We start from the raw sequence: 26,638 nt of genomic DNA on the forward strand, positions 1-26,638 counted from the left end.
TCCTGTCTGCGGTTACTTTCGCCCGACCTTAGCCCTCAGTGGCGCGTCGCCCCACCACTCAGGGTGAGAGTTCTTCGAGGATTCGACCCTTGGTTTCGATTCCAAAGAGCGCGGTCGTGAGGCCGCCGATGATGGCGACGACGGCGAAAACCGCGAACACGTACTGGATTCCGACTCCGGCGACGATGAATCCGACCAGCAGGGGACCAACGGATGATCCTGCGCGCAACCAGGCGCTGCCGAATCCGGTGCCAACCGCGCGTAGCCGGGTGGGGTAGAGCTCGGCGGAGTACAGGTAGAGCGAGAACGCGACGGTCTGCAAGATGGCGTACGCAAGGGTGGCCCCGACGAGGATCTGGACTGCGGAGGTGGCGCCCAGCAGGGTCAGCGCGACCAGCGGAACCACGGCGAGCAGGAACGCGGCGGCGTACCAGCGCTTGCGGCCTACCTTGTCGATGAGCAACGCACATGCGACCGAGGCGGCGACACCGACGGCGGAGGTGGTCCAGCCGTAGGCGAGGCTCGTCTGCAGCGGCAGGTGGAAGACCTGCTTGTAGAGGGTGGGTAGCCAGGTGATCATGCCGTTGTTGATCATGTAGACGCTGACCCACAGCACCCAGATCATCAGGGTGCGTTTGAGGTAGATGCCCTTGAAGAGTTCCCGCCAATCGGATGTGGCGGTGGCCTTGGGGTCAATCGGTCGAATCACGGGGTCGGCAAGGGGTTTGCCCTCCTTGACCGCCTCGTTCTCGAGCATCGTGACGACGAGGTCGGCCTTCTCGATGCGACCCTTGGATGCCAGCCAGCGGGGCGACTCGGGCATCAGGACTCGCAACGGGATCATCAAGATGGCGGGAATCAGTCCAACGATGAACAGTGCCCGCCAACCGAATTCGGGGACGAGGAAGTAGCCGGCGATTCCGGCGAACATCAAACCGATGGGGAAGATCAGTTCGTACAGCAGGAAGAAGCGGCCGCGCTTCTTCGCGCCGATGAACTCGTTGATGTAGGCCGAGGCGACCGGCACTTCGCCGCCGGTGCCGACGCCCTGTAGGAACCTGAAGATCATGATGGAGGTCCCGCTCCAGGCGAACAGGCAGGCGATGTCCATGGAGACGAAGAGCAGGATCGTGATGAGCAGCGTGGGTAGCCGTCCGATCCGTTCGGCCAGCCAACCGAAGCCCAGCGCGCCGACGAACTGACCGACGTACCCCGCCGACAGGATGAGTCCGACTTCGGTGGGGCTGAGGTCCCACAGGTCGACGAGTTGCGGCATCGCGAACGCGATGACCAGCACGGTGTACGCGTCGAAGAAGGTGGCCGAGCCGATGACGACGCGAATCCACAACAGCCGGCGGGTGATCGGGATCCGTTCGAGGCGGGCAACGAGTTGGGCGTTTGCGGTGGCGGCTGCGTCGGGCTCGTCGGTGTAGGTCTTCATGTGACGGTCTCTTCCTCATTCTGCCCGGACGGGTCAGGCGTTGGCGGTCACCGAGGTCAGCCCCGCCGAGTGCAGGGCGGCGGCGATCTCGGCGCCGGCACCCTCGGCGAGCGGGAGTAGCGGAGAGCGCACGGTGGCGTGGTCGAGAATGCCGCGGGCGACTAGCCCCCACTTGAGTGCGACGGTCCCTTCCATGTGGGAGCCGCGGTGATAGACGGTGCGGGTCACCGGAAGCAGCCGATCGTGGATGGCGCGGGCCGCGGCGTAGTCCTTGACCTTGCCGGCAGCGATGAGCTCGATCAGCGGTTCTGGCGCCAGGCCGCCGTAACCGACCAGGGCGCCGTCGACGTCGAACATCGTGTGCAGGAGGTATTCGTCGTGGCAGGTGAGTATCTGCAGGTCGGGATGCTCGCGGCGCAACACCGGGATCTCGGTGTCCCAGCGGCGCATGTTCCGTACCCCGTTCTTCGTGGCGAACACGCCGGGCTGGGCGGCGATCTCCAATTGGGTGTCGAGGTTGTAGGTCGCCTTGGTGACGTCCGGGTATTGGAACAGGATCAGCGGCAGGCCCGAACCCTCGTGGATCTGGCGGTAGCGATCCTGCGGGGCTCCCGGCTGGTAGCCGAATCGCAGCCAGCCGTGTGAGGGGTAGACCAAGCCGGCCGCAGCGCCTGCGGCGACCGCGCGCTGCGCCTCGAGGATGGAAACCTGGGTGCCCTCCCCGGTGATGCCGGCGATGATCGGGATGCGGTGGTCCGCGGCCTCGGCGAAGGCGGTGATGACGGCGGTCTGTTCGTCTTGGGTGAGGAAGGTGCCTTCGCCAGCGTGGCCCAGTACGACGAGGCCTTTGACGCCGTCGATGCTGGCTAGCCACGAGCCGAGGCGGCTGATGGCGTCGAAGTCGACGGATCCGTCGCGGGTGAACGGGGTGACGGGGGCCGGAACGAGTCCGCGCAGGTCAAGGGTGGTCATTGGGGCTCGTCCTTTGAGTCGAAGATCGTCGGAACGCTGGATGAGAACGTTCCCGGGAACGTTCTCAGTATGGCTAGAATGGTCGGCGTGTGTCAAGGGTCACTTCACGGTGGTTCTGTGCCCCGATCGGCGCAGGCATGATCTATGCACGACGTGAGAATGCAGAGGGTGATGGAGTCAGACCACGGAGCTGCCAACAGCCAGTCGGTGACCTTGCGAGAAGTCGCGAAGGCGGCTGGTGTCAGCGTGTCGACGGCCAGCCGAGTTCTCGATGACCGGGTACCGCCATCGCAGACCGCCACGGCGGTACGTGTCCGAGAAGTGGCCGTCGCTCTGGGCTACCGGCGCAATACCTTTGCCTCCAGTTTGCGGCGCGGGCAAGCGACGACGATCGGCGTGTTGGTGCCACGACTACGTGACACCGTGATGGCGCTGATGTTCGAGGCGATCGGTCGGGCCGCCGAACGACGCGGCTACTTCGCGATCGTTGCGACGGCAGGCGACGATCCCGCAGAGGAGCAGAAGGCGGCCCACACGCTGCTGGATCGCAATGTCGACGGCTTGATCATTGCCTCGAGTCGCCGCGACGATCCGCTGCCCCGTGAATTGCGGGACCAACACGTGCCCCACGCCCTGGTGTTGCGCACCGACGGGATCAGTCCTTCTTCGGTCGGCGATGACGAATTGGGCGGTTACCTCGCCGCTCGCCATCTGCTCGATCTCGGCCACACCGACATCGCCGTGCTGCCCGGTCCGCTGTTCACGTCGACGGCAACCGGCCGCCTGGCCGGTGCCGTCAAGGCGCTGACCGATGCCGGGCACGCGCCGAACCCCGAGCTAGTCATCGAGACGGGCTTCGGCATCGAAGACGGGATGGAAGCCGGCCGACGCCTCTTTGCGGCGCCCGCCCGGCCCACGGCCGTGTTCGCCGCCAACGACAACCTCGCGATTGGCGTCATGGCCGCCGCCCATCAACACTCCCTGAGCGTCGGCGACGACATAGCGCTCGTCGGCTACAACGACATCCCCTTGGCGGGCTTGCTCCCCGTCCCCTTGACGTCGGTCCGGACGCCCTTCGATCAGATTGCCGCCACGGCAATCGACCTCATGCTCCAACCGCATCCGGAAGCGGAACCCGTCAAACGTGCGCTGCCGACGTTGATTCCCCGAAAGTCCTCGGGGACAACGCGATCCAGTTCCGCTAAGTAAGGTGCGGCCGTCGTTCACGCCGCCAATGCGTTGACGATCACCTCCGGCTCGGTGCGATCGCGCAACAGCCGCCAGAGCGTGTCGGCCAGCTCGTCGGGGTTCAGCGTCGCCACCGCCACGTCGCCGAAGAGGTCGGGCTGCGCGAGCAGCTCGTGGTGGATGTCACCGCGCTCGATCAGACCCCCGATGGTCAGCGTGCCCGCGTAGACACCCGTCGGCGCCAGTGCCGCGTGCAGGGTCAGCGCGTAGGTGCGCAGTGCCGCGGAGGCGAGTGCCAGGCCACCTAGCGGCGGCATGGGGACGACGCTGCTCAGCCCGCCTGCGAACAGCAACCCGCCGCTGCCGCGCTCGGTGAGCTCGGGCAGCAGGGTCGACGCGAAGTCGACCGCAGGCACCACGCCGGCCAGCGCGGTCTCGGCGCCTGCGGCGTCCAACGCGGTGATGTCGGTGGGCCGCATGGCCGCAGCAGGCCCGTAGTAGCCGACGTCGATCCGGCCGAAGTGCGCGCGGGCGGCCTCGATCGTGGCGTGCAGACCGTCGCGATCGGCGGCGTCCGCGACGTACGCGGCGGCCTCGATGCCCGCGTCGCGCAGGGAGCTCAGGTACTGGTCGTGACGTGCGGCCGACCGGGAGACGAGGGCGACGGCGTAACCCTCCGAGCCGAACCGGTGGGCCACCGACATGCCGAGTCCGGGACCGACGCCGAGGACGAGGAGGACGGGCCGAGCAGAAGTTGAGGTCATACTCAACTTAGTAGCACAAGATGAGGGATGGCTCAACTTCGCTAGACTCCAGGCATGTCATCGCCCATGCGCGCCGACGCGCTTCGCAACCGCGACAGGCTGGTGTCCGCGGCGACGGCGCTGTTCGCGGAGCGCGGGCTCGACGCACCGCTGGACGAGGTGGCCCGTCGAGCAGGCGTCAGCATCGGCACGCTGTACAACCACTTCCCGAACCGGGGGGCGTTGCTCGACGCGGTGCTGCCAGACCGGCTGGCCGAGGTCGACGAGCTGGCGAACACTGCGCTGGCCGACGCCGATCCGTGGCGCGGGTTCACCGTGTTTCTTGACGGCGTCTTCGTCATCCAGGCCCGCGACCGCGCCATGAACGAGGCGATCGCACGAAGTCCGGTGGGCAACGTCGACGTGGCCGCCGATTGCGGTCGGGCCGGTGGGGTAGTGGACGCGGTGGCCCAGCGCGCCCGCGACGCCGGGGTGCTGCGGCCCGACTTCGGGCCGAGCGACCTGGCCACGCTGATCTGGGCGATGTCGAAGGTGATCTCGATGTCCGGTGGCGACGATGCGGTGTGGCGGCGTCACCTCGCATTCGTGCTCGACGGGCTGCGCGCGATCTGAAGGTCGCCTGCGATGACCGCCAGTAGGTTGCGCCAGGCATCCGAATCCGTGCGGTTGATGACGTCGGTGTGGGCAGCGGGCCCGGCCATCAGCCGCCCGTCGTCATAGCGGCCCGTGGCGAGCCGAACGACTCCGGGCATGTCGTCGGGATCGGCGCCGTGTGGACCGCCGGGGATGCCCTGCACCAGTTGTAACGGGTCGGCCGGTGCCGTCATCGCGAACCGCACCACGTCGGGATTGCGGTTGTGCCAGTCACCGGGGTCGTCGACGCCGAAACCGGCGCCAGCCGCCGCCACGTACACGGTGCGGTCGGCGGTCAACCCCAGCGCCTCCGCCGTGCCAAGGATCGCGCCGCCGTATGAGTGGCCGACGTACGTCACCGGAATGTCGCGGCCCGTGGCATCGACCACGCGGTCCACGTCGTGGCTGAACGCGACGAGGCGCGGCGCCATGTCGATGGCGAATCGCGGATCGGCCGCCTCGGCGAGCGCCACCGCCACGTGTTCGTCCTGCGGAAACGGCCCGCCGAGAAAGGTGATCGCGGCGACCTCGCCGTGTGTCGCGGCCACGAACTGGCGGGCCGTCCTGGTGTTCGCCGCAGATCCCTCGATGGTGGTGTTCATGCCGGGGACCAGGACGGCCACGCTCTTCGCGGCGTGCAGGTCACCGTTGAGTTCGATCAGCACGCCCCGATTGGGGTCGAACGCGAGGAGCTGGCGGTCCACCCGCCGGCCGGTGCCCACCGGGTCGTCCACCTCACCGAGTAGCGACTGGTAGAAGTCGATGCGCCGCTTGGCATTTCGGTCGTCGGGAGCTTCGTCAAGGATCGCTTGCGCGATGGCGGTTCGGTTCACCGCGATACGCACGTCCCACGAGGTCTCCGCGCCCGGGCGATGGACGTCGGTCCACTCGAACGACTCCTCGAGGTCGCGTGCCGCGTCGTCGTCCGCCGCCCCGAGCCGATCGAGCGCCGCGCTCACCGTTCGGGACAGCTCGGATGCGCGGAGCTCCAGCAGTTCGCGCGCGACGTCGGCATCGCCGCCGGACACCAGGATCAGCAGCGGCGTCGGCTCGGCGTCGGGTGAGACCGAGCCGTCGTCGGCGACGTGAAAGCCCTCCCGCCGCGCGGCGTTCACCAGGTCCACGACGTCGCGTCGCGCCGCCGCGAGCTGGTCGGCCCCGTCGCGAGCGGCAACGGCCGCCATGACGAGCGCGCGCGCCACTTCGTCACCACGCAAGCAGAACGCGTGCGCCCGGGCCCTGGCCTCGTCGGCTGCGGCGCCGGTCCAGGCGTCGGGAACCGCGGCCGCCGCCGCCCGCACGTGCGCATGCAACAGCCGTGCGCTGCGGTCCCACGCATCGGCCAGCGCGCGCAGTTCCTCGGGGCGCCACGCCTGCGCCTGCGGCACCGACGGACGTGTCACGGCAGCGGCAGGCCGCTGACGTTGCGCAATTCGGCGCGCTCGAAATCGGCGGCGGACCTCCGCGCGGCTTGCGCCCAGGCCCGCATGTCGGCGACGACGCTGGTCACGCGAGCCGATACGCCTGCCGAGCTGGCCGAACCGCTCGTGGCGGCGCCGACGAGGGCAGTGGGGTCGATTGTGGGCCAGGCGAGCTCGGCGAGCTGACTCGCCGTCCGGTCGAGCCGGTCAGCGCTCGCGCGCAACGCGCCAAGCGCTATCGAGGTTTCTCCCATGCCTCATGCTGGCAAGTGCCGGCCGTCGGCCGCGCAATCCATTCACAGGGGCCGACCTCCGCCGTCATGGCCGTACCGTTACGGACCAGGTACCCAGTGTCAATACAGAGGTGCTTGCCACCCCGTAAGCTCGGTGACGTGCAACGACGAATCATGGGCATCGAGACGGAATTCGGCGTGACCTGCACGTTTCACGGCCACCGTCGGCTCAGCCCCGACGAGGTTGCCCGCTACCTGTTCCGGCGCGTCGTGTCGTGGGGGCGCAGTTCCAACGTCTTCCTGCGCAACGGCGCCCGGCTGTACCTCGACGTCGGTTCGCACCCGGAGTACGCGACGGCCGAGTGCGACAGCCTGGTGCAGTTGGTTACGCACGACCGGGCCGGGGAGCGCGTCCTCGAAGACCTTCTGATCGACGCCGAGCAGCGGCTCGCCGATGAGGGCATCGGCGGCGACATCTACCTCTTCAAGAACAACACCGACTCGGCGGGCAACTCGTACGGATGCCACGAGAACTACCTCATCGTGCGCGCGGGCGAGTTCTCGCGGATCTCCGACGTGCTGCTGCCGTTCCTGGTCACCCGCCAGTTGATCTGCGGTGCGGGCAAGGTGCTTCAGACCCCGAAGGCGGCCGCGTTCTGCCTCTCCCAGCGCGCCGAGCACATCTGGGAGGGCGTCTCGAGCGCGACCACCCGCAGCAGGCCGATCATCAATACCCGCGACGAGCCGCACGCCGACGCCGAGAAGTACCGGCGGCTGCACGTCATCGTCGGCGACTCCAACATGTGCGAGTCCACCACGATGCTCAAGGTGGGCACCGCGGCCCTCGTCCTCGAGATGATCGAGGCGGGCGTGCCCTTTCGGGACTTTTCGCTGGACAACCCGATTCGCGCCATCCGCGAGGTCAGCCACGACCTCACCGGCCGTCGTCCGGTTCGGCTCGCGGGCGGAAGGCAGGCCAGCGCGCTGGACATCCAGCGCGAGTACTACAGCCGCGCCGTCGAGCACCTTCAGACCCGCGAGCCCAACGCGCAGATCGAGCAGGTCGTCGATCTGTGGGGCCGCCAGCTCGACGCCGTGGAGGCACAGGACTTCGCCAAGGTCGACACCGAGATCGACTGGGTGATCAAGCGCAAGCTCTTCCAGCGCTATCAGGACCGCTACGACATGGAGCTCTCCGATCCGAAGATCGCGCAACTCGACCTCGCCTATCACGACATCAAGCGCGGCCGCGGCGTGTTCGATCTGTTGCAGCGCAAGGGTTTGGCGGCCCGCATCACCACCGACGAGGAGATCGAGGCCGCCGTCAACGAGCCGCCCCAGACCACGCGGGCCAAGCTGCGTGGCGAGTTCATCAGCGCCGCTCAGGCCGCGGGCCGCGACTTCACCGTTGACTGGGTTCACCTCAAGCTCAACGACCAGGCGCAGCGCACGGTGCTGTGCAAGGACCCGTTCCGTTCGGTCGACGAACGCGTCAAACGACTGATCGCGAGCATGTGACCGGGCCTTAGCTCCCGTCGAATAGGGTTGGTCAGGTGGGGATCTCCAAAGTCGAGCGCTTGATGAACCTCGTCATCGCGCTGCTGTCCACCCGTGGCTATCTCACCGCAGAACGCATCCGCGACACGGTCTCCGGGTACGCCGACAGCCCCAGCGACGAGGCGTTCTCGCGGATGTTCGAGCGCGACAAGAACGAGTTGCGCGATCTCGGCATCCCGCTGGAGACGGGCAAGGTCTCGTCGTTCGACACCACCGAGGGCTACCGCATCAACCGCGAGGCGTACGCGCTTCCGCCGGTCGAGTTGACGGCCGAGGAGGCCGCCGCCGTCGCCGTGGCTACCCAGCTGTGGGAATCGCCGGAGATGGTCACCGCCACCCAGAGCGCGCTGCTGAAGCTGAGGGCGGCGGGGGTCGACGTCGACGCGCCCGAATCGGGGGTCACGATCTCCACCGCGACGCTGCCGGGCATGCGCGGCTCCGAGGAGGTGCTTGGCGTGCTGCTCGCCGCCATCGACGCAGGACAAGCGGTCGGCTTCCCTCACCGGTCGTCGCGCAGCGAGCCCTACCGCAACCGCACCGTCGAGCCGTGGGGCGTCGTCACGTACCGGGGCCGGTGGTATCTGGTCGGCCACGACCGTGACCGCGACGCCACTCGCACCTTCCGGCTGTCGCGCATCGGCGCGGACGTCAAGGCCGTTGGGCCGCGCTTAGCGGTCAGTCGGCCCGACGACGTGAACCTGCGCGACGTCGTGCACCGCGCCGTCGCGGAGTGGCCGTCGGGACCGGCGGCCCGCGTGTGGGTCGGCGAGGGCCGGGCCACCGCGTTGCGCAGGCAGGCGACGGCCACGGAGCCGCGAACCCTCGGCGGGCGCGCGGGCGACGAGCTCACCCTCGACATCGGGATGGCCGGCCGGCTGGCCCGCGAAGTGGCGAGCCACGGCGCCGATGCCGTCGTGCTGGAGCCGACGTCACTGCGCGATGACGTGCTGGCGCGGTTGCGGGCGCAGGCCGGGGTCGGATCCCTATGAGCAACGTTTCGACCCGGTTGGTGCGGCTGCTCAACATGGTGCCGTACTTCCAGGCCAATCCGCGGATCACGCGCGCCGAAGCCGCGACGGCGCTCGGCGTGACCGAGAAGCAACTGCACTCCGATCTCGACCAGCTGTGGCTGTGCGGCCTGCCAGGCTATAGCCCCGGCGACCTCATCGACTTCGAATTCTCTGGCGACACAATCGAAGTCACGTTCTCGGCGGGCATGGACCATCCGCTGCGGCTGACCTCTCCTGAGGCGACGGGGATCCTGGTGGCGTTGCGGGCGCTGCTGGACGTGCCGGGCATGGTCGATCCCGAGGCGGCGCGCAGCGCGATCGCGAAGATCGAGTCGGCGGCTGGCGAGGTGGCAGGCGCGCTGACCTCGGACGAGCCGACCCCGATGCCGAGCCAGGCCGCCGCGGTGCGCGCGGCCGTGCGCGACGGTCGCGCCCTGGCCATCGAGTACTACTCGGCGTCTCACGACACGTTGTCGCACCGGGTCGTCGACCCGATCCGCGTCGTGCTGGTGGCCGACCGCACCTATCTCGAAGCCTGGTGCCGGTCCGCCGAGGACGTCCGGCTGTTCCGGTTCGACCGCATCGTCGACGCCGCGGTGCTCGACGAGCCTTCGCGGCCGCCCGAGCCCGCGGTCGCATCGGGTACCGACACGTCGCTGTTCGACGCCGACCCTGCGCTGCCTGCGGCGACCCTGCTCATCGACCGTTCGGCGGCCTGGATGTTCGACTACTACCCGCTGCGGGTGGTGCGAGAACTTGCCGACGGCGCCTGCGAGGCGGCGATGACGTACGCGTCCGAGGAGTGGATGGCGCGGTTCGTGCTTGGCTTCGGTGCGGGAGTGCGGGTGCTGGAACCGCAGGCACTTGCCGACCGGGTCCGCGATTCGGCGGCCAAGGCGTTGGCTGCCTACGGCGTCGGTGGCGAGTAGACTCGGCGACGACTCGTAGGAGGTGGCCAAATTGGGTGGTCTACAACCATGGCATTGGTTGATCGTCATCGCGGCGTTCATCCTGCTCTTCGGAGCCAAGAAGTTGCCCGATGCGGCGCGCTCCCTTGGCAAGTCGATGCGAATCTTCAAGTCGGAGATCAAGGAGATGCAATCCGACGGCAAGCCGGAGGACGCGGCCCCGGCCGCCACCCCGATCACGTCGGAGCGCGTCGAGCCCGCGCCGGCTGCGACCACCGCCGACCAGGCCACCGACACCCGTCCGGCCTGACCCAGGCCGGCTCTGCGACCGCGACCTCGACGTCGCGTCGCTAGGTCCTGTCGTCAGACACACCTGTGCAGACCCCACGAATCCTCACCAGGCTCGACCCTCGGCGTCGTCGCGCGGCGGCGAACCCCGACGGCACGATGTCGTTGGTCGACCATCTCCACGAGCTCCGCAACCGGCTGCTGATCGCCGTGGCCGCGGTCGTCGTGACGACCATCTTCGGATTCATCTGGTACAGCCACGGCTTCTTCGGCGTCCGCAGCCTCGGTGACTGGCTGCGGGAGCCGTACTGCGCGCTGCCCGCGTCCGCGCGTGCGGACATCGCTCCTGACGGAGCGTGCCGGCTGCTCGCGACGGGCCCGTTCGACCAGTTCATGCTGCGCCTGAAGGTCGGCCTCGCGGCGGGCCTGGTGCTGGCCTGCCCGGTGTGGCTGCACCAGCTGTGGGCGTTCATCACGCCGGGGCTCTACAAGAAGGAACGCCGGTTCGCGTCGGTGTTCGTGGCGTTGGGCGCGATGCTGTTCATCACGGGTGCGGTGCTGGCCTACGTGGTGCTGTCCAAGGCGTTGAGCTTCTTGCTCACGGTCGGCAGCGACGTGCAGGTGACGGCGCTGTCCGGTGATCAGTACTTCGGATTCCTGATCAACCTGCTGCTGGTGTTCGGCATCAGCTTCGAATTCCCGCTGCTGATCATCATGCTGAACATGGTCGGCATGTTGCCGTACGCCAAGCTCAAGAGTTGGCGGCGCGGGTTGATCTTCGGGTTGTTCGTGTTCGCGGCGTTCGCGACACCGGGCTCCGACCCGTTCTCGATGCTGGCCTTGGCCCTTGCGTTGACGTTGCTGCTCGAATTCGCCATCCAGATCGCACGCGTCCACGACAAGCGAAAGGCCCGTCGCGAAGCGCTCGACTCGGTGTCCGAAGACGAAGCCGCCCCCATCGGCGCGGTCGAGCCCATCGAGGCGCCGAGCGCCGTGCCAACGCCTTCACAGCTGATCGTCGATGACCAAGCCACCTGAGCCAACTCCCGAACTGAGCGCCTTCGCCGCCCAGCTGCCATTCACCCTCGACGACTTCCAGCTACGCGCCTGTCGCGCGCTCGAGCAGGGCCACGGCGTGCTGGTCTGCGCACCGACCGGCGCGGGTAAGACGGTGGTGGGTGAGTTCGCGGTGCACCTGGCGCTGGCCGCGGGCCGAAAGTGCTTCTACACCACGCCGATCAAGGCGCTGAGCAACCAGAAGCACAACGATCTCGTCGAGCGGTACGGCGCTGAGCGCATCGGACTGCTCACCGGTGACCAGTCGATCAACGGACATGCGCCCATCGTCGTGATGACCACCGAAGTGCTCCGCAACATGCTGTACGCGGATTCGACTGCACTGCATGGGCTTTCCCACGTCGTGATGGACGAGGTGCACTTCCTCGCCGACCGGATGCGCGGCGCCGTGTGGGAGGAGGTGATCCTGCACCTGCCCGAGGAGGTGCGGCTGGTCAGCCTCTCGGCGACGGTGAGCAACGCCGAGGAGTTCGGCGGGTGGATCCAGACCGTGCGCGGTGACACCACCGTCGTCGTCGACGAGCACCGCCCGGTCCCGCTGTGGCAGCACATGATGGTCGGCAAGCGCGTCTTCGACCTCTTCGAGGGAAACCGGGCGGTGTCCGTCCAGCCGAAGGTCGACCAGGAGCTGCTTCGCCATATCGCCAACCGGCGCGAGGCCGACCGAATGACCGATTGGCAGCCGCGCGGCCGGGGGCGTCAAGGCCACCGGGCCCGACCGACGTTCTACCGGCCCCCTTCCAGGGCCGACGTGATCGGCACACTCGACAAGGACGGGCTACTACCGGCGATCACCTTCGTCTTCTCCCGCGCCGGTTGCGACGCCGCGGTCAAGCAGTGCCTGCGGTCTCCGTTGCGGCTCACCACGGACGCGGAGCGGACCCGCATCGCCGAGGTGGTCGACCGGCGCTGCGCCGAGCTCGCCGACGCCGACCTGGTCGTGCTCGGTTTCCACGAATGGCGCGACGGGCTGTTGCGCGGGTTGGCCGCCCACCACGCCGGGCTGTTGCCGGTGTTTCGCCACACCGTCGAGGAGCTCTTCACGGCCGGTCTAGTGAAGGCCGTATTCGCCACGGAGACACTGGCTTTGGGCATCAACATGCCCGCTCGCACGGTGGTGCTGGAGCGGCTCGTCAAGTTCAACGGGGAGCAGCACGCGCCGTTGACGCCGGGGGAGTACACCCAGCTGACGGGCCGGGCGGGGCGGCGCGGCATCGACGTCGAAGGACACGCAGTCGTGCTCTGGCACCCCGACGTGGAACCCTCCGACGTGGCGGGACTCGCCTCGACACGCACCTTCCCGCTGCGCAGTTCGTTCGCACCGTCGTACAACATGACGATCAATCTGGTCCAGCAGATGGGTCCCGAGCAGGCCCATGCGCTGCTCGAGCGGTCGTTCGCGCAGTACCAGGCCGACAGGTCCGTCGTTGGGTTGGTCCGCGGCGTCGAACGCGGAAAGCGGATGCTCGGCGAGCTCGCCGCGGAGTTCGGCGGTAGTGACGCACCGATCATCGAGTACGCACGGCTGCGGGCCGCGATATCCGCCAGGGAACGCGCTCAGTCGCGTGCGTCTCGGCTGGACCGGCGCAAGTCCACCAACGATGCGCTGGTGGCGCTCCGCCGCGGCGACATCATCACGATCGGGCATGGCCGCCGCGTCGGCCTGGCCGTCGTGCTCGAACCGGCTGCCGACCAGGACGACCCGCGGCCGCTGGTACTCACCGAGCATCGGTGGGCGGGCCGCATCTCGTCGGCCGACTATTCGGGAGCCTCCGCGCGAATCGGCGCGATGTCGCTGCCCAAGCGGGTCGAGCACCGGCAGCCGAGGGTGCGCCGCGACATGGCCTCCGCGCTGCGCTCGGCCGCGACCGGACTGGACGTGCCGTCGAACAAGGGCAGGCGCGGCGCAGCCGGTGAACCGGACGTCGATCCCGAACTGTCCGCGCTGCGCGAGCAGATGAAAAACCATCCGTCGCATCACGACCCGGACAGGGAGGCCCGCGTCCGAGCCGCCGAGCGCTACCTGCGCATCGAACGCGACAACGGCGAGCTCGAGCGGAAGATCGCGGCCGCGACCAACTCGCTCGCGCGCACGTTCGACCGCATCGTGACCCTGCTCGACGGTCGCGGCTTCATCGAACAACGAGACGGCGAACCGAAGGTCACCGAACACGGCACGTTGCTGGCGCGGATCTACAGCGAGAGCGATCTGCTGGTCGCCGAATGTCTTCGCGACGAAGCCTGGGCCGGTTTGGATTCCGCGGAGCTGGCCGCCGTGGTGTCGTCGGTGGTGTTCGAGTCGCGCGGCGACACGCCGGGGGCGCCTGCGGGCATCGAGTTCGGCACGCCGCGTTTGCGGGCCGCGCTGCTACGCACCCAGCGGCGGTGGGCCGACATCCACGCCGACGAACGGCGCCATCAGGTTTCGGCAAGCCGCGAGCCCGACGTCGGCTTCGTCGCGGCCATCCACCGCTGGGCGACCACCGGAGACCTGTCCTCGGCGCTGGCCGCCTCCGACACCGCGGGGAGCGGATCTCCGCTGTCTGCCGGGGATTTCGTGCGATGGTGCCGCCAGGTACTCGACCTGCTCGATCAGGTCCGCAACGCGGCGCCGACACCTGCCTTGCGGACGACGGCGAAACGTGCCATCGGCGACATTCGACGCGGCGTCGTGGCTGTTGATGCAGGGTAGGGTGTGTTCAACGCTTTCGATATCACCAAGGAGAGACGATGAGCGGACCGCAGGGATCTGATCCGACGCAGCCGTGGCCAGGGTCGCAGCCGCCGAGCGATCCGCCCGCGCCTGCGTGGCAGCAGCCGCCCGCTCCCGATCAGCCCACCACCGAGGTGCCCGCGTGGGGGCAGCAGCCTCCCGCGTACACGCCTCCGCAGCAATACCCCGGCTATCAGCAGCCCGCGCAGCCCGGCTATCCGCCTCCGGGGCAGTACCCCGGCGGCGACCAGTACGGGCAGCAGCCCACCGCATACGGGCCGACGTCCTATCCGCAGAGCGCCCCGCCGCAGTACGGGCAACCGACGCAATACGGCCAGCCCCCGCAACCCGGCCAGTACGGGCAGCAGTACTCGCCGTATCAGCAGCCGGGCGCCGAAGGGCAGCAGTTCTCGCCGTACTCGGCGACGGGTACCGAGGCGGGTTCGAAGAAGTCGCTTGGCATCATCCTCGGGGTGGTCGGCGTCCTGGTCGCCGTCGCGGTGATCGCGGTGGGAATCATGGGGTTCTGGAAGCCCGGCTGGTGGGTCGAGACCCAGTTGGACGTCAATGCGGCGCAGAGCGGGGTCACGCAGATCCTCAGCGACGAGGCCAACGGCTACGGCGCCAAGAACGTCGAAGACGTCAAGTGCAACGACGGTAAGAACCCGACCGTGGAAAAGGGCGGGAACTTCACCTGCGAGGTCAGCATCGACGGAACCAAGCGCGAGGTCACGGTGACGTTCCAGGACAACGACGGCACCTACGAGGTCGGCCGACCCAAGTAACGCTCAACCGGGCAACCCGTCGAGCGCCTTCTGCAGGCGCGCGATCGACGACGTGACACCGAACTCACCGGCCAGCTCGGCCACCTTGCGTGGGTGCTTGGCGGACAGCGGCAGCGCATCCGTGGGTGTCGAGAAGTCGACCTTCGCGTCGGTGGCCACCCGCACCACCGGGCCCGCCCTTTCGATGTAGTCCGTCGCGGACAGCAACTTCGTCCGATATGCCTTCGACATCGTGGACTTCGGGTCGTGCGCCGCGGCCAGCACCTGCTCAAGCGATCCGTGCTGAGCCAGCAGCGTCGCCGCCGTCTTCTCGCCAACGCCCGGCACGCCTGGCAGCCCGTCGGACGGATCGCCGCGCAGCAGCGCCAGTTCCACGTAGGCGGGGCCGGCGCGCTCGACCGGCACACCGTACTTGTCGGCCACCTCGACCGGTCCCCACTCGATGGCCTTTGCGAGCCCCTGACCCAGGTAGAGCACTCGCACCGGCACCGGTTCGTCGCGAACCAGTTGCAGCAGATCGCGGTCGCCGCTGACCACCACCACCGGGTCGCGCCGTTCCTGGGTGGCCAGCGTGCCGAGCACGTCGTCGGCCTCGCATTGCGGCGCTCCCGCCGTGGCGATGCCGAACGCGTCGAGCAGCGCCATGATCATGTCGACCTGCGGCGTGAGCTCGTCGGGGACCTCCTCGACGTCCACTTCACCCGCGGGCGCCACCTGCTCGACGCGGTGCGACTTGTACGACGGGATCAGGTCCACCCGCCACTGCGGACGCCAGTCGTCGTCGCGGCACACCACCAGCCGTGACGGGCCCTCGCGGGCGATCACGGTGGCGACCGCGTCGATGAAACCGCGAACCGCGTTGACCTGCCTGCCGTCCGGCGCCTTGATCGACGACGGCACTCCGAAGAACGAGCGGAACCACATACTGGCGCCGTCCAGCAGCACCAACGGACCGGACGAGGACATGCCCGCCATCCTGCCAGTAGCCTTGGTCATGGCATTCAGCGTCGACCGCATCGACCACGTCGTGCTCAACTGCCGCGACGTCGACGCCACCGTGGCCTGGTACGTCAGGGTGCTCGGCATGGTGCGCACCGAATTCGGGGACGGCCGGATCGCCCTGACGTTCGGCAATCAGAAGCTCAACGTCCGCCCGACCGGCGCGCCGAATTGGGTGACGGCGGCCTTCGATGCGCCAGGCACGCTGGACCTCTGCTTCATCGCCGACGCCGAGCCTGACGACATCGGCGCCCACCTGCGCGCGTGCGGCGTCGAGATCACCGAAGGACCGGTTGGCAAGACTGGCGCGTTGGGCCCAATGACGTCGCACTACTGCCGCGATCCCGACGGCAACCTGGTCGAGGTCGCCGCGTATCCACGCCCCGATTAGCCTCTAGCTTCATGAGTTCCGGTCGATTCGCCGCCGACGTGTACGCGCAACGACTGAAGTCGGCAGGTGAGGCGGCACAGCACGCCGGGCTGGCCGGCCTCGTCATCACGCCCGGCTATGACCTGCGCTATCTGGTCGGGTCGCGCGCCCAGACGTTCGAGCGGCTCACCGCGCTGGTGCTGCCCAGCGGAGGTGAACCGACCGTCGTCGTGCCGCGCCTCGAACTCGCGTCGCTGCGGGAGTCTGCAGTGCCCGAACTGGGCCTGGCCGTGCGGGACTGGGTCGACGGCGATGACCCGTACCGACTGGTCGCCGACGTCCTGGGTTCCGGCCCGCCGATCGCAACCGCGGTCACCGACTCGATGCCCGCGCTGCACCTGCTGCCGCTGGCCGACGTGTTCGGCGTGGTCCCAGTGCTCGCCACCGACGTGCTGCGCCGACTACGGATGATCAAGGACGCCGCGGAGATCGACGCGCTGCGCAAGGCCGGGGCGGCCATCGACCGTGTGCACGCCCGAGTGCCCGAGTTCCTGGTGCCGGGCCGGACCGAGGACGACGTGGCCGCCGACATCGCGCGAGCCATTGTCGCGGAAGGACATTCGGAGGTGGCGTTCATCATCGTCGGCTCCGGGCCCAACGGGGCCGACCCGCATCACGAGTGCTCGACGCGTGAGCTCGCGGTGGGCGACGTCGTGGTGGTGGACATCGGCGGCCCGTACGAACCCGGGTACAACTCGGACTCGACTCGCACCTACAGCATCGGTGAGCCAGAACCCGAAGTGGCGCAACAGTACTCGGTGCTGCAACGGGCGCAACGAGCGGCGGTCGACGCGGTCCGGCCCGGCGTGACCGCCGAACAGGTCGACGCCGCGGCACGCGACGTGCTCGCCGCCGAGGGGCTGGCGGATCGGTTCGTGCACCGCACCGGGCACGGCATCGGGCTGTCGGTGCACGAGGAGCCCTACATCGTGGCGGGTAACGCCCTCCCGCTAGAAGAGGGCATGGCGTTCAGCGTCGAACCGGGTATCTACTTTCCCGGACACTGGGGCGCGAGGATCGAGGACATCGTCATCGTCACGTCCGACGGCGCGATGCCCGTCAACAACCGGCCGCACGAACTGGTGGTGGTACCGGCGAAGTAGCCGCGCAACCCGTGGTCAGCGGCCCTTGTGGGAGTGATCGAGCAGCTCCGAGGAGCCGAGGACGCGCTCGATGCGAACTTCGATGACGACCCGGCGCGGGTTGACCCGCGGGGTGCGGTACCGCTGGGCGTAGCGCAGTTCGGCGTCGCGGACCGCGTCCGAATCCTTGCTGACGGTCGACTTGCCCTCCAAGGACAACCAGCGCGCCCCGTCGACCTGGCTCAGCACGGCCACGCCACGCTCGGCGGCGTTCACCGCTTTCTGTGACCCGCCCGTGGTGATGACTCTGGCCAGGTGCGTGATGGGGTCGAACGTGAATCCGACCGCGACGACGTGCGGAGTGTTGTCGGAGCGAAGGGTGGTCAACATGGCGAGGTGGCGTTCGGTCAGAAACGCCAGCGCCTCGTTGGTGAGCCGAGTGGTTGCCTTCGCCATCGGTGACAAACCTAGCGCAGGACATAATCACAGCCATGAAGGACACGTCGGACAACGGTCCTGTAGTGATATTCGGCGGCCGAAGCGAAATCGGCGTCGAGCTGGCGACGCGGCTGGCGCGCGGGGCCACCGTGGTGCTGGCGGCGCGCCGCGCCGAGCAACTGGTCGATCAGGTGGCCGCGGTGACGGCCGCGGGCGCCGTGGCGGTTCACACGCGGGAGTTCGACGCCGACGACCTGGCGTCGCATGCGCCGCTGGTCGCTTCGATCGTCGCCGAGCACGGCCCCGTCGACACCGCCGTGCTGGCCTTCGGGATCCTCGGCGACCAGGCCCGCGCCGAGGTGGACGCCGCGCATGCTGCGGCCGTCGTGCACACCGACTTCACTGCTCAGGTGAGCCTGCTGACGGTGCTGGCCACGACGATGCGCGCGGCGGGTCGCGGTTCCATCGTCGCCTTCTCGTCGGTGGCGGGGGCCAGGGTGCGGCGGGCCAACTACGTGTACGGGTCGGCCAAGGCGGGGCTGGACGGGTTCACCGCGGGCCTGGACGACGCGCTGAACGGCTCCGGCGTCCACCTGCTGGTCGTGCGTCCAGGCTTCGTCGTCGGTCGCATGACCGAGGGCATGACGCCTGCGCCGCTGTCGAGCACGCCAGCGCAGGTCGCCGATGCCGCGGCCCTGGCGCTGCGCAGGCGGCGGCGCCAGGTGTGGGTTCCGCGCTCGCTGGCCCTGCTGGTGTTCGGGTTCGCGATGATGCCGCGTTCGGTGTGGCGCAGGATGCCCCGATAGTGGGCCGCATCGTGGTCGTCGGCATCGGCGCCGACGGGATGGCCGGATTGGCGCCGCCAGCCCACGCCGAATTGGCCCGGGCCGCAGTCATTTACGGATCACCGCGCCAGCTCGACCTCTTGGACGCCTCGGTCGGAGCGGAGCGGCGCCGATGGTCGTCGCCGATGCTGCCCGCCCTGCCCACGCTCTTCGACGACGTCGAAGGGGACGTCCACGTGGTGGCCAGCGGAGACCCGCTGCTTCACGGGGTCGGAGCCACGCTCATCAGAGTCTTCGGCGCCGACCGCGTGACGGTGTTGCCACACGTGTCGTCGGTGACGCTGGCGTGTGCCCGACTGGGCTGGGCGGTGCACGACGCGGAGGTGATCAGCGTCGTCACCGCGGATCCGGCTACCGCGGTGCGCCGCGGCGGGCGCGCAGTGGTGCTGTCGCGTGACGCAACCACGCCGGCGAGGCTGGCGCGGCTGCTCGCGGATACCGGGCGCGGCGAGTCGGAGCTCACGGTGCTCGAACAACTCGGAGGGCCTGCCGAGCGGCGCCGTGACGCGACCGCGCAGGCCTGGGCGGCGGACCCGCCGGACGACGTCGACGCCCTCAACGTGGTGGCGGTGCGCTATCTGCCCGACGAGCGCGTGCTGACGGCGCTGCGCGACGACGTGCTTTCACACGACGGCCAGCTCACCAAGCAGTCGATTCGGGCCGTCACGCTGGCGGCGTTGGCGCCGCGGCCAGGGGAAGTGCTCTGGGACGTCGGTGCGGGCTCCGGGAGCATCGCCGTCGAGTGGTGCCGTAGCGGATCGGGTTGTACCGCAGTGGCCTTCGAGCGCGACGAGGCGCGGCGCGCACGCGTGACGGCCAATGCCGTCGCGTTCGGCGTGCCGGTCGAGGTGCGCGGGGACGCGCCCGCATCGTTCGAGGGCGCTCGGGCGCCGTCGGTGGTGTTCATCGGCGGCGGGCTCACGCAGCCGGGCCTGCTCGACGAGTGTCTACAGCGGTTGCCGGCCGGCGGCCGGCTGGTCGCCAACGCCGTGACGGTCGAGTCGGAAGCCCTACTGGTACAACGTTATTCGGAGTTGGGTGGAGAGTTGCGCAAGTTTCAGCACTATCGTGGCGAACCGGTCGGCTCGTTCACCGGTTGGCGGCCCGCGATGCCGGTCACTCAGTGGTCGATGAGCACGTCGTGACGGTCTACTTCATCGGCGCAGGCCCAGGGGCGGCCGACCTGATCACGGTGCGCGGGCAGCGGTTGTTGCAGCGCTGCCCCGTGTGCCTGTACGCGGGGTCGATCATGCCGGACGACCTGCTGGCGCTCTGCCCGCCCGACGCGAAGGTGATCGACACGGGACCGCTGACGCTGGAGCAGATCGTGACCGAGCTGGCCGACGCCCACGCCGCAGGACTCGACGTCGCCCGGTTGCACTCTGGCGACCCGTCGATCTACAGCGCGCTGGCCGAGCAGTGCCGCCGGCTCGACGCCCTCGAGGTCGACTACGAGATCGTGCCAGGCGTGCCCGCGTTCGCTGCGGCCGCCGCGGTGCTGGGCCGAGAGTTGACGGTGCCCGGGGTGGCGCAGACGGTGACGTTGACCCGGGTGGCCACCCTGTCCACTGCGATGCCGCCGGGGGAGGACCTGCGCGCGCTTTCGGCGCCGGGTGCCACCCTGGTGCTGCACCTGGCGGCCGCGCAGGTGGATGCGATGGTGCCCGAGCTGCTGGCCGGGGGTTATCGCCCCGAAACACCTTGTGCGGTAGTGGCCTTCGCCAGCTGGCCACAGGAGACCGTGGTCAGGTGCACGCTCGGCGAGTTGGCCGAAGCGGTGCGCGCGGCGGGGATCAGCCGCACGGCCGTGATCGTCGTCGGCGACGTGCTGGCGGCCGAGGGCTTCACGGACAGCTACCTCTACTCGGCGGACCGGCGCCGCGGAAGTCGGCACTAGTGCGCCTGCTCCTCTTGGGCGGCACCGCGGAGGCGCGGGCCCTTGCCGCCCGACTGCACCCGCACGTCGAGGTGATCAGTTCGTTGGCCGGACGAGTGCCCGACCCGGCGCTTCCGGTTGGGCAGGTGCGTATTGGTGGGTTCGGCGGGGTCGACGGACTGGTGAATTGGCTTCAGGAGGAACGCATCGACGCCGTCGTCGACGCCACCCACCCGTTTGCGGCCACCATTACCGCCAATGCAGCGCTGGCGTGCCGCCGGCTCGGCCTGCCGAGCGTGGTGCTGGCCCGCCCGCCCTGGCCGCACGGCAACGCCACCGTCGTCGCGTCGGACGTGCAGGCCGCGGAAGTCGTTGGTGCAGGAGGTTATTCGCGCGTCTTCCTGACCACCGGGCGGTCGGGAAGCGCCGCCTTCGTCGGGGTCGACGCCTGGTTCTTGATCAGGGCGGTGACCCCACCGGATGCCGCCGCGTTGCCGTCGCGGCACGAACTCGTGCTCTCGAGGGGCCCCTACCGCTACGACGACGAACTGCGGCTGCTGCAAGAGCATCGCATCGACGCGTTGGTGACGAAGAACAGCGGCGGGGACATGACACGCGCCAAGCTCGACGCCGCCGCCGCGCTCGGAGTGGCGGTCGTCATGGTGGACCGTCCAGCGCTCCCGGACGGCGTGTCCACGGTGGCGACCGTCGAGGACGCCGAGGCGTGGGTCAGCTCGCGCGGATGAGGTCCAGGCTGCCCAGGTCGCGGATGGCCTGGCAGCCCCGTTCGAGCATGACCCGCATCATCTCGTCGCCGCGCTCGGTGGTGCTGGCGAAGGCGCAACCCAACGTGGTGATCAGCGGGGCCTGCAGCATGCCGAGCCGGTAGTCGCGCCAACAGGTTTCGCGGTCGTAGTCGGTGATGCCGTAGCCCAGCAGTTCGTCGTGGTACGCGGTCACCAGTTGCTCGTCGAGCTCGGCCCGCTGGCCGGGGAGCAAGCTGGTCGCAGTGAAGTACGCCAGGTCGCGTGCGGGCAGCCCGGCGCCGAGCGTCTGCCAGTCCACGACCGTGATGGCGGTCCGTTCGGGCGTGAACAGCAGATTGTCGAGCCGGTAGTCGCCGTGCATCAGCGAGAAGCGGCCGGGTTCGGCGAGCAGCCACGGCGTCACCAGAGCCATTGACTCGGTGGCCGTTTCGCGGTCCTCCGCGGTCATGTCGCCGCCAAGCCGGTCGAGCGTGATCTGTGTGGCCATGACTGCGACGTCGCCGAGCCCCTTGGCCGCGTCGGCGTTGGGCATCGACATCGCCAGCCCCGGGAAGTTCGCCCACTTCGGGTCGCACCACGTCGGGCCGTGCAGACCCGCGATCGCGCGTGCGGCGAGCTCGGCCTCGACGGCATCGCAGCCACCGATCTGGTCGCCCTGCACGGCCGGGGCCATGTCGGCGAGCAGCAGCACGATGTCGCCGCCGTCGTCGGAGATGTCGCAGTAGAAGCTCTTCGGAATCGGCACCTTCACCAGGTCGGCGACGTGGGTGTAGAAGGCGTGCTCGGAGCGGTAGCCGAGGGCCACCCGCTCACGCACCGTCTCGTCCTGCGACGGCAGTTTTACCGCGAAGCTGCTGGGTAGTCCGGCGTCGTCGGCCGCGTAGCTCACCGTCAGCCGGTAGGTGGCGCCGGTCTGGCCGGTCCCGATCGGTTCGGTGTCGACGGCTCGGACGTCGGTGTCCAGCACCGCACCCAACCACTGTGGCGTGATGTCCGTCGGGCTCCGCGGGATCGACACGGCCGCTGTGACGTCCTCCACGGCATGAATGTCGTGGATTCCACCTGCCATGTCGGCTGTCTCGTTGCTCATGTGGGCAACGCCGTGGGCCGGCTGGTGGTGGAAGTTCGCGCCGAACGGCTCTGTCGCGTCGCGGCCTTGGCTTTGCGCCGGGCGTTGATGCGCGCCACGGACCTCCGCGTGGGCGGGTGTCTGCGGCCTCGCCGTTTCGATACTGCCGGGGCTGGATCTCGGCGCCCGTCGATGTCCTGACGGTGCAGCCAGCCCAGGTTGGCTGTCTGCAGATCCAGCCGATCGGAACCATCAGCGTCTACCCGGACGTGCAGTCCGAGGTACGCCGAGAACACGTCCCGATGCTCTCTGATCCCGCACTCGCAGCGGTGGACCCGTTGCGAGAGCGGCTTTTTCCTGCGTTCCCCGCACAGGCAGGTTTGGGACAGGGCGGTGGTGTTGGGGTTGTACTCGTAGAGACGTTCGGCGCCGGCGCTTTCAGCCTTGCGTCGAATCGTCTCCACCAGCAACCCCGGTGCCCGGTCCCGCACACTGCGAGGGAAATTCTTCTGCCAAGCCACGTAGTCGAGCTTCTCACAGGCAATGTCACCGCCATACTCGAACAGCCGGTTGGCCAGCGCCCCGTGCAACGTTCGACGGTGCTCGGCGCGCCGGCGGTGCAACTCAGCCACCCTGGTCACGGTCTGCTCGGCGTTGTTGGCGCGTTGCCAGGCGCAGCGGCCACGCAGGTGGGTGCCGTCGCGGTTGAAGCAGCCCGGCGAACCGGCGCGGTGCTGGCGGTCCAGGCGACGCTGGGCGCGCCGCAGCCCAGCGGTGTCCAGTCGAAGCCCCCCGGCCAGCGGTTGCACCCACCCCGACCAGCTGCCATCGCGGTGTTCGACCGCGACCGCGATCTCGCTGGGGCCGAGGTCGAATGACACCCGTCCATCGCCGACCGGGTGACGCCGGGTCGGGCGGCCGTCGACGACGAGCTGCATGCGGTAGGTGTCTCGGCCGCTGATGACGGTGCGCACGATCCGCGCCGACAACACCTTGCCGGCGGCGATGAGCGCTTCGATCTCGGCGAGCTCGGCCTGCTGTTCCTTACCGCGGCGCCCCGCCTGAGCGGGCACGGCGATCGGGATTACGAACCCCGCACCCCACTGCAACCCCGTCAGAGCGCCATTTGGATCGAGTTTCGGGCGTAGCGCACCGTTGCCGTCCTTGGACGAAAGTGAATGCAGCCCACGCGATGCCGGCTTGAACCGCGGCTTGCCTTTGCGGCCCACGTGCCACTGTTTGACCGCGTCGAACGCCCGCGCCCCCAGATTCTGGGTCTCCTGGGCGGGCAGATGCTCGCGCACCCACGATCTACGCAGTGACGATGCGAACGACTGCGCCGCATTCACATCGAAGTCGTGTGCCTGCTCCACCCCGCGAAAGGCTGCGCTGCGGGTCTGGCGTTGCGCCGGCGTTCCGCACGGCAACGACCGGGCGGCCTGCCAGGCGGGATCGGCCTTCACCGCGCGGCTACGCGCCAGGAACTCACCCATCACTGCGTTGTGCACCCGTGTGCCTGTGTGAAACCGGGCCCGGATACCCCTGCGCTGCGCGGGATCCGGGCGCAGTGGCCACGACCGTACATGGGTGGGCGCATCCTTCGGCCGCTTGCGCGCACGCGGCATGCGTTCCGTCTTCGGCAGCTCGGCGGCCGGTGGCGGCTGGGTGAGGCACACAGTGCGCGTCTGCACATCCCAACGGTAAGTCCGACCTATGACATCTCCGAGCTATCGGCGCGCCCGCCACAGCGTGTCCCCGCTTGACCCGTATCTGGTGTCCGCCACCAATACCGGCGCAACGTATCCACCGCCGAGACGCTCACCTTCTGCGAGCAGACCATCGGCACCGTCCGCAAAGAGCTCGTCGAATTCGACCGCGAAACCGACCACGCCAACGCCCGGCGACAAAAAACGTTGTGGGTCGACCCCCGGACTGAAGTCCGAGGATTGCGCCCAAGACTCCGGTTATGAGCGGCGCCAGTAGTGGGCGCACCGACAGCTGTCAACGATTTTCGACAGCAGTCGGGCCGGGTGCTCAGCCGGGGTAGCGGCGCGGCGTGAAGACGCGGTCGCCGACCGCCGTGCGCTGCCATTGCGTCTGTGACGACCCCACGATGAGCAGGCAGCGCATGTCGACGTCGGCGGGGTCGAGGTCGGCCAGCCGGACCACCTTGACGGACTCCCGCGGGCCGGACACGTCGCGGCCGATCACGACGGGTGTGCCCGGGTCGCGGCGCTCCAAGAGCAGGTCCCGCATCGCGGCCACCTGCCACGTGCGGCTCTTGGACGCCGGGTTGTAGATCGCCAGCGCCAGATCGGCCTCCGCGGCGGCCGAGAGCCTGGCCGCGATGACGTCCCACGGCTTCAGTCGATCGGATAGCGAGATCACCGCGTAGTCATGGCCCAGCGGAGCGCCGACCCGGCTCGCGACGGCCTGAGCCGCGGTCATCGCGGGGATCACCCGGACGTCGACGTCAGGCCAGTCGCAGGCCTCCTCGAGCACGGCCGTCGCCATCGCGAAGACCCCCGGATCGCCCGAGGACACCACCGCCACGGCGCGGCCCTGCCGGGCCAGCGTGCAGGCGAGCTTGGCGCGCTGAGGCTCGTCGGTGTTGTCGCTGGGATGGCAAACCTGACCGTTGCGGGTGCTCACCCGGTCCAGGTAGGGGCCGTATCCGATGAGGTCGGTGGCGGTGTTCAGTTCGCGACGCGCCTGCGGGGTCAGCCAGTCGACGTCGCCGGGGCCGAGCCCGACCACCGCGACGCTGCCGACCGGGGTCGGGCGGGTCGCCATGCCCGGCACCATCGTCAACGAGAAGTACGGCACCGTCGCCTCTTCGACGTCGGCGGCGGGCAGCACCCGCTGCGCCGGAGTGCTGGCTCGCTCCACGTAGAAGGCCCCGTCCAGGCGCCCCGCGGCGGAAAGTGCCTCTCGCACTGCGGGATACGACCGGCCCAGCTTCATGATCACCGCGGCGTCGGTGTCGGCCAGCCTGCGGCGTAGCTCGTCGGCGGGCAGCGTGCCCGGCAGGATCGTCAGGACCTCGTCGCCCTGAACCAGCGGCGTCCCAGTCGCCGCGGAGGCGGCGCTCACGGACGTCACGCCAGGGACGATGGCGGCGTCGAACCGCTGGGTGAGCCGGGTGTGCATGTGCATGTAGGAGCTGTAGAACAGCGGATCGCCCTCGGCGAGCAGGGCAACGTTGCGGCCCGCATCGAGGTGCGCCGCGATGCGGTCGGCGGCCTCGGCGTAGAAGTCCTCCATCGCCCCGGAATATCCGCCGGGATGGTCGGTGGTCTCGGTGGTCACCGGATACACCAGGTGTTCCTCGAGCTGGCCCGGCCGCAGATAGGGCTCGGCGATGGTGCGCGCGATGCTGTGGCCGTGTCTGGCGCTGTGGTAGGCCACCACGTCCGCCTCGCCGATCACGCGCGCGGCCTTGACCGTCACCAGTTCCGGGTCGCCAGGACCTAGTCCGACGCCCCAGAGCGTGCCCTTGGCGGTTCCTGCTGCCGTCATTCGTGGTCGCTCGCAATGGCGTTGACCGCGGCGGCGGCCATCGCGCTGCCACCGCGTCTGCCGGTGACGACGAGGTACGCGATGCCCCGCGGTCGGTCGATCAGCTCCTGCTTGGACTGTGCCGAGCCGACGAACCCCACCGGCCCGCCGAGCACCGCCGCGGGAGCCGGGACGCCCTCGTCGACGAGCTCGAGCAGGCGGAACAGCGCGGTCGGTGCATTGCCGATCGCCACGACGGCACCGGCCAGCCGGTCGGCCCACAACTCCACCGCCGCCGCCGACCGCGTGGTCGCGCGCCGCTCGGCCAGTTCGGCGGCCCTCGCGTCGGCGACCAGCGACACCACGTCGTTGGCGGCGGGCAGCCGGGAACGGGTGATGCCCGCGGCCACCATCGACGAGTCGCACAGCACCGCAGCGCCGGCGTCGAGGGCGGCGCGCGTCGCGGTGACGACGTCGTCGGTGTAGGCGACGTGCTCGGCGACGTCGACCTGGCCGCAGGTGTGAATCAGGCGCACCACGACCCGCGACACGTCGACCGGGAAGCGCGACAGGTCCGCCTCGGCGCGGATGGTCGCGAACGACTGCCGGTAGATCTCGGCGGCGTCGCGGGTGTAGTCGAGCAC

26 protein-coding genes are annotated in these 26,638 nt (G+C 69.1%); 15 read left to right on the forward strand and 11 right to left on the reverse strand.

What is annotated here, in order from left to right; all coding sequences use genetic code 11:
• Nucleotides 1–58 precede the first annotated feature (58 nt).
• A complete protein-coding gene (locus SLQ33_RS02040; protein ID WP_319452103.1) occupies nt 59–1,441 on the reverse strand; it encodes an MFS transporter in 1,383 nt (460 codons plus the stop codon).
• A gap of 33 nt (nt 1,442–1,474) precedes the next feature.
• A complete protein-coding gene (locus SLQ33_RS02045) occupies nt 1,475–2,413 on the reverse strand; it encodes a dihydrodipicolinate synthase family protein (RefSeq protein ID WP_319452104.1) in 939 nt (312 codons plus the stop codon).
• 171 nt (nt 2,414–2,584) lie between these two features.
• Between SLQ33_RS02045 and SLQ33_RS02050 the strand changes: the two genes are divergently transcribed.
• Entirely contained in the window at nt 2,585–3,622 is a 1,038-nt protein-coding gene (locus SLQ33_RS02050; protein ID WP_319452105.1) for a LacI family DNA-binding transcriptional regulator, read from the forward strand.
• 14 nt (nt 3,623–3,636) lie between these two features.
• Here SLQ33_RS02050 and SLQ33_RS02055 read toward each other — a convergent pair whose 3' ends face one another.
• Nucleotides 3,637–4,365 carry an SDR family NAD(P)-dependent oxidoreductase gene (locus SLQ33_RS02055; RefSeq protein ID WP_319452106.1) on the reverse strand — a complete coding sequence of 243 codons (729 nt, stop codon included), beginning with the start codon at nt 4,363–4,365 and terminating at the stop codon, nt 3,637–3,639.
• 54 nt (nt 4,366–4,419) lie between these two features.
• On the opposite strand from SLQ33_RS02055, the gene SLQ33_RS02060 reads away from it, so the two are divergent.
• Nucleotides 4,420–4,977 carry a helix-turn-helix domain-containing protein gene (locus SLQ33_RS02060; RefSeq protein ID WP_319452107.1) on the forward strand — a complete coding sequence of 186 codons (558 nt, stop codon included), beginning with the start codon at nt 4,420–4,422 and terminating at the stop codon, nt 4,975–4,977.
• Here the strand turns inward: SLQ33_RS02060 and SLQ33_RS02065 are convergent.
• A complete protein-coding gene (locus SLQ33_RS02065) occupies nt 4,938–6,401 on the reverse strand; it encodes an alpha/beta hydrolase (RefSeq protein ID WP_319452108.1) in 1,464 nt (487 codons plus the stop codon). The genes SLQ33_RS02060 and SLQ33_RS02065 overlap by 40 nt on opposite strands.
• Entirely contained in the window at nt 6,398–6,673 is a 276-nt protein-coding gene (locus SLQ33_RS02070) for a hypothetical protein (RefSeq protein WP_319452109.1), read from the reverse strand. Before SLQ33_RS02070 ends, SLQ33_RS02065 begins: the two co-directional genes overlap by 4 nt.
• A gap of 138 nt (nt 6,674–6,811) precedes the next feature.
• Between SLQ33_RS02070 and pafA the strand changes: the two genes are divergently transcribed.
• From pafA to SLQ33_RS02105, 7 genes are all read left to right on the forward strand, one after another.
• Nucleotides 6,812–8,170 carry a Pup--protein ligase gene (pafA, locus tag SLQ33_RS02075; protein WP_319452110.1) on the forward strand — a complete coding sequence of 453 codons (1,359 nt, stop codon included), beginning with the start codon at nt 6,812–6,814 and terminating at the stop codon, nt 8,168–8,170.
• 35 nt (nt 8,171–8,205) lie between these two features.
• A complete protein-coding gene (locus SLQ33_RS02080; RefSeq protein ID WP_319452111.1) occupies nt 8,206–9,198 on the forward strand; it encodes a YafY family protein in 993 nt (330 codons plus the stop codon).
• Nucleotides 9,195–10,148, forward strand: coding sequence for a YafY family protein (locus SLQ33_RS02085; protein WP_319452112.1), 954 nt, complete (start codon nt 9,195–9,197; stop codon nt 10,146–10,148). Before SLQ33_RS02080 ends, SLQ33_RS02085 begins: the two co-directional genes overlap by 4 nt.
• Before the next feature lie 31 nt (nt 10,149–10,179).
• Nucleotides 10,180–10,437: a Sec-independent protein translocase subunit TatA gene (tatA, locus tag SLQ33_RS02090; protein ID WP_319452113.1), complete on the forward strand. Its 258-nt coding sequence runs from the start codon at nt 10,180–10,182 to the stop codon at nt 10,435–10,437.
• Between the two features lie 65 nt (nt 10,438–10,502).
• Complete coding sequence (gene tatC, locus SLQ33_RS02095) at nt 10,503–11,453, forward strand: twin-arginine translocase subunit TatC (RefSeq protein ID WP_319452114.1); 951 nt, start codon at nt 10,503–10,505, stop codon at nt 11,451–11,453.
• The gene (locus SLQ33_RS02100) at nt 11,437–14,184 is read left to right on the forward strand and encodes an RNA helicase (RefSeq protein ID WP_319452115.1); all 2,748 of its coding nucleotides are present in this window, start codon (nt 11,437–11,439) and stop codon (nt 14,182–14,184) included. The genes tatC and SLQ33_RS02100 overlap by 17 nt, the downstream gene beginning before the upstream one ends.
• Nucleotides 14,185–14,222: 38 nt before the next feature.
• Nucleotides 14,223–14,990: a DUF4333 domain-containing protein gene (locus SLQ33_RS02105; protein WP_319452116.1), complete on the forward strand. Its 768-nt coding sequence runs from the start codon at nt 14,223–14,225 to the stop codon at nt 14,988–14,990.
• 3 nt (nt 14,991–14,993) lie between these two features.
• Here SLQ33_RS02105 and SLQ33_RS02110 read toward each other — a convergent pair whose 3' ends face one another.
• Entirely contained in the window at nt 14,994–15,986 is a 993-nt protein-coding gene (locus SLQ33_RS02110) for a 5'-3' exonuclease (RefSeq protein ID WP_319452117.1), read from the reverse strand.
• Here SLQ33_RS02110 and SLQ33_RS02115 point away from each other — a divergent pair.
• The gene (locus SLQ33_RS02115) at nt 15,985–16,380 is read left to right on the forward strand and encodes a VOC family protein (protein WP_319452118.1); all 396 of its coding nucleotides are present in this window, start codon (nt 15,985–15,987) and stop codon (nt 16,378–16,380) included. The two genes, SLQ33_RS02110 and SLQ33_RS02115, sit on opposite strands and share 2 nt — an antisense overlap.
• Before the next feature lie 11 nt (nt 16,381–16,391).
• The gene (locus SLQ33_RS02120) at nt 16,392–17,522 is read left to right on the forward strand and encodes a Xaa-Pro peptidase family protein (protein WP_319452119.1); all 1,131 of its coding nucleotides are present in this window, start codon (nt 16,392–16,394) and stop codon (nt 17,520–17,522) included.
• Nucleotides 17,523–17,537: 15 nt separating this feature from the next.
• Here the strand turns inward: SLQ33_RS02120 and SLQ33_RS02125 are convergent, their stop codons facing one another.
• Nucleotides 17,538–17,957 carry a F420-dependent biliverdin reductase gene (locus SLQ33_RS02125; RefSeq protein ID WP_319452120.1) on the reverse strand — a complete coding sequence of 140 codons (420 nt, stop codon included), beginning with the start codon at nt 17,955–17,957 and terminating at the stop codon, nt 17,538–17,540.
• Nucleotides 17,958–17,992: 35 nt separating this feature from the next.
• Between SLQ33_RS02125 and SLQ33_RS02130 the strand changes: the two genes are divergently transcribed.
• Genes SLQ33_RS02130 through SLQ33_RS02145 form a run of 4 tightly spaced genes read left to right on the forward strand, consistent with a single transcriptional unit; the run spans nt 17,993 to nt 21,406 of the window.
• The gene (locus SLQ33_RS02130) at nt 17,993–18,745 is read left to right on the forward strand and encodes an SDR family NAD(P)-dependent oxidoreductase (protein WP_319452121.1); all 753 of its coding nucleotides are present in this window, start codon (nt 17,993–17,995) and stop codon (nt 18,743–18,745) included.
• Nucleotides 18,745–19,929, forward strand: coding sequence for a precorrin-6y C5,15-methyltransferase (decarboxylating) subunit CbiE (cbiE, locus tag SLQ33_RS02135; protein ID WP_319452122.1), 1,185 nt, complete (start codon nt 18,745–18,747; stop codon nt 19,927–19,929). Before SLQ33_RS02130 ends, cbiE begins: the two co-directional genes overlap by 1 nt.
• The gene (gene cobM / locus SLQ33_RS02140) at nt 19,926–20,681 is read left to right on the forward strand and encodes a precorrin-4 C(11)-methyltransferase (protein ID WP_319452123.1); all 756 of its coding nucleotides are present in this window, start codon (nt 19,926–19,928) and stop codon (nt 20,679–20,681) included. Before cbiE ends, cobM begins: the two co-directional genes overlap by 4 nt.
• Nucleotides 20,681–21,406, forward strand: coding sequence for a cobalt-precorrin-6A reductase (locus tag SLQ33_RS02145; RefSeq protein ID WP_319452124.1), 726 nt, complete (start codon nt 20,681–20,683; stop codon nt 21,404–21,406). The genes cobM and SLQ33_RS02145 overlap by 1 nt, the downstream gene beginning before the upstream one ends.
• On the opposite strand, the gene SLQ33_RS02150 is transcribed toward SLQ33_RS02145, so the two are convergent.
• The 4 genes from SLQ33_RS02150 to SLQ33_RS02165 all read right to left on the reverse strand — a co-directional run bounded on the left by SLQ33_RS02150 (nt 21,390) and on the right by SLQ33_RS02165 (nt 26,638).
• On the reverse strand, nt 21,390–22,496 hold the full coding sequence (locus SLQ33_RS02150; protein ID WP_319452540.1) for an aminoglycoside phosphotransferase family protein: 1,107 nt from the start codon (nt 22,494–22,496) through the stop codon (nt 21,390–21,392). The genes SLQ33_RS02145 and SLQ33_RS02150 overlap by 17 nt on opposite strands.
• 17 nt (nt 22,497–22,513) lie before the next feature.
• Nucleotides 22,514–24,187 carry a transposase gene (locus SLQ33_RS02155; protein ID WP_319452125.1) on the reverse strand — a complete coding sequence of 558 codons (1,674 nt, stop codon included), beginning with the start codon at nt 24,185–24,187 and terminating at the stop codon, nt 22,514–22,516.
• Between the two features lie 343 nt (nt 24,188–24,530).
• Nucleotides 24,531–26,015 carry a precorrin-2 C(20)-methyltransferase gene (locus tag SLQ33_RS02160; RefSeq protein ID WP_319452126.1) on the reverse strand — a complete coding sequence of 495 codons (1,485 nt, stop codon included), beginning with the start codon at nt 26,013–26,015 and terminating at the stop codon, nt 24,531–24,533.
• Nucleotides 26,012–26,638: a precorrin-8X methylmutase gene (locus tag SLQ33_RS02165; protein WP_319452127.1), complete on the reverse strand. Its 627-nt coding sequence runs from the start codon at nt 26,636–26,638 to the stop codon at nt 26,012–26,014. Before SLQ33_RS02165 ends, SLQ33_RS02160 begins: the two co-directional genes overlap by 4 nt.

It is taken from the genome of Mycobacterium sp. RTGN6 (assembly GCF_033804605.1).
GTDB lineage: Bacteria > Actinomycetota > Actinomycetes > Mycobacteriales > Mycobacteriaceae > Mycobacterium.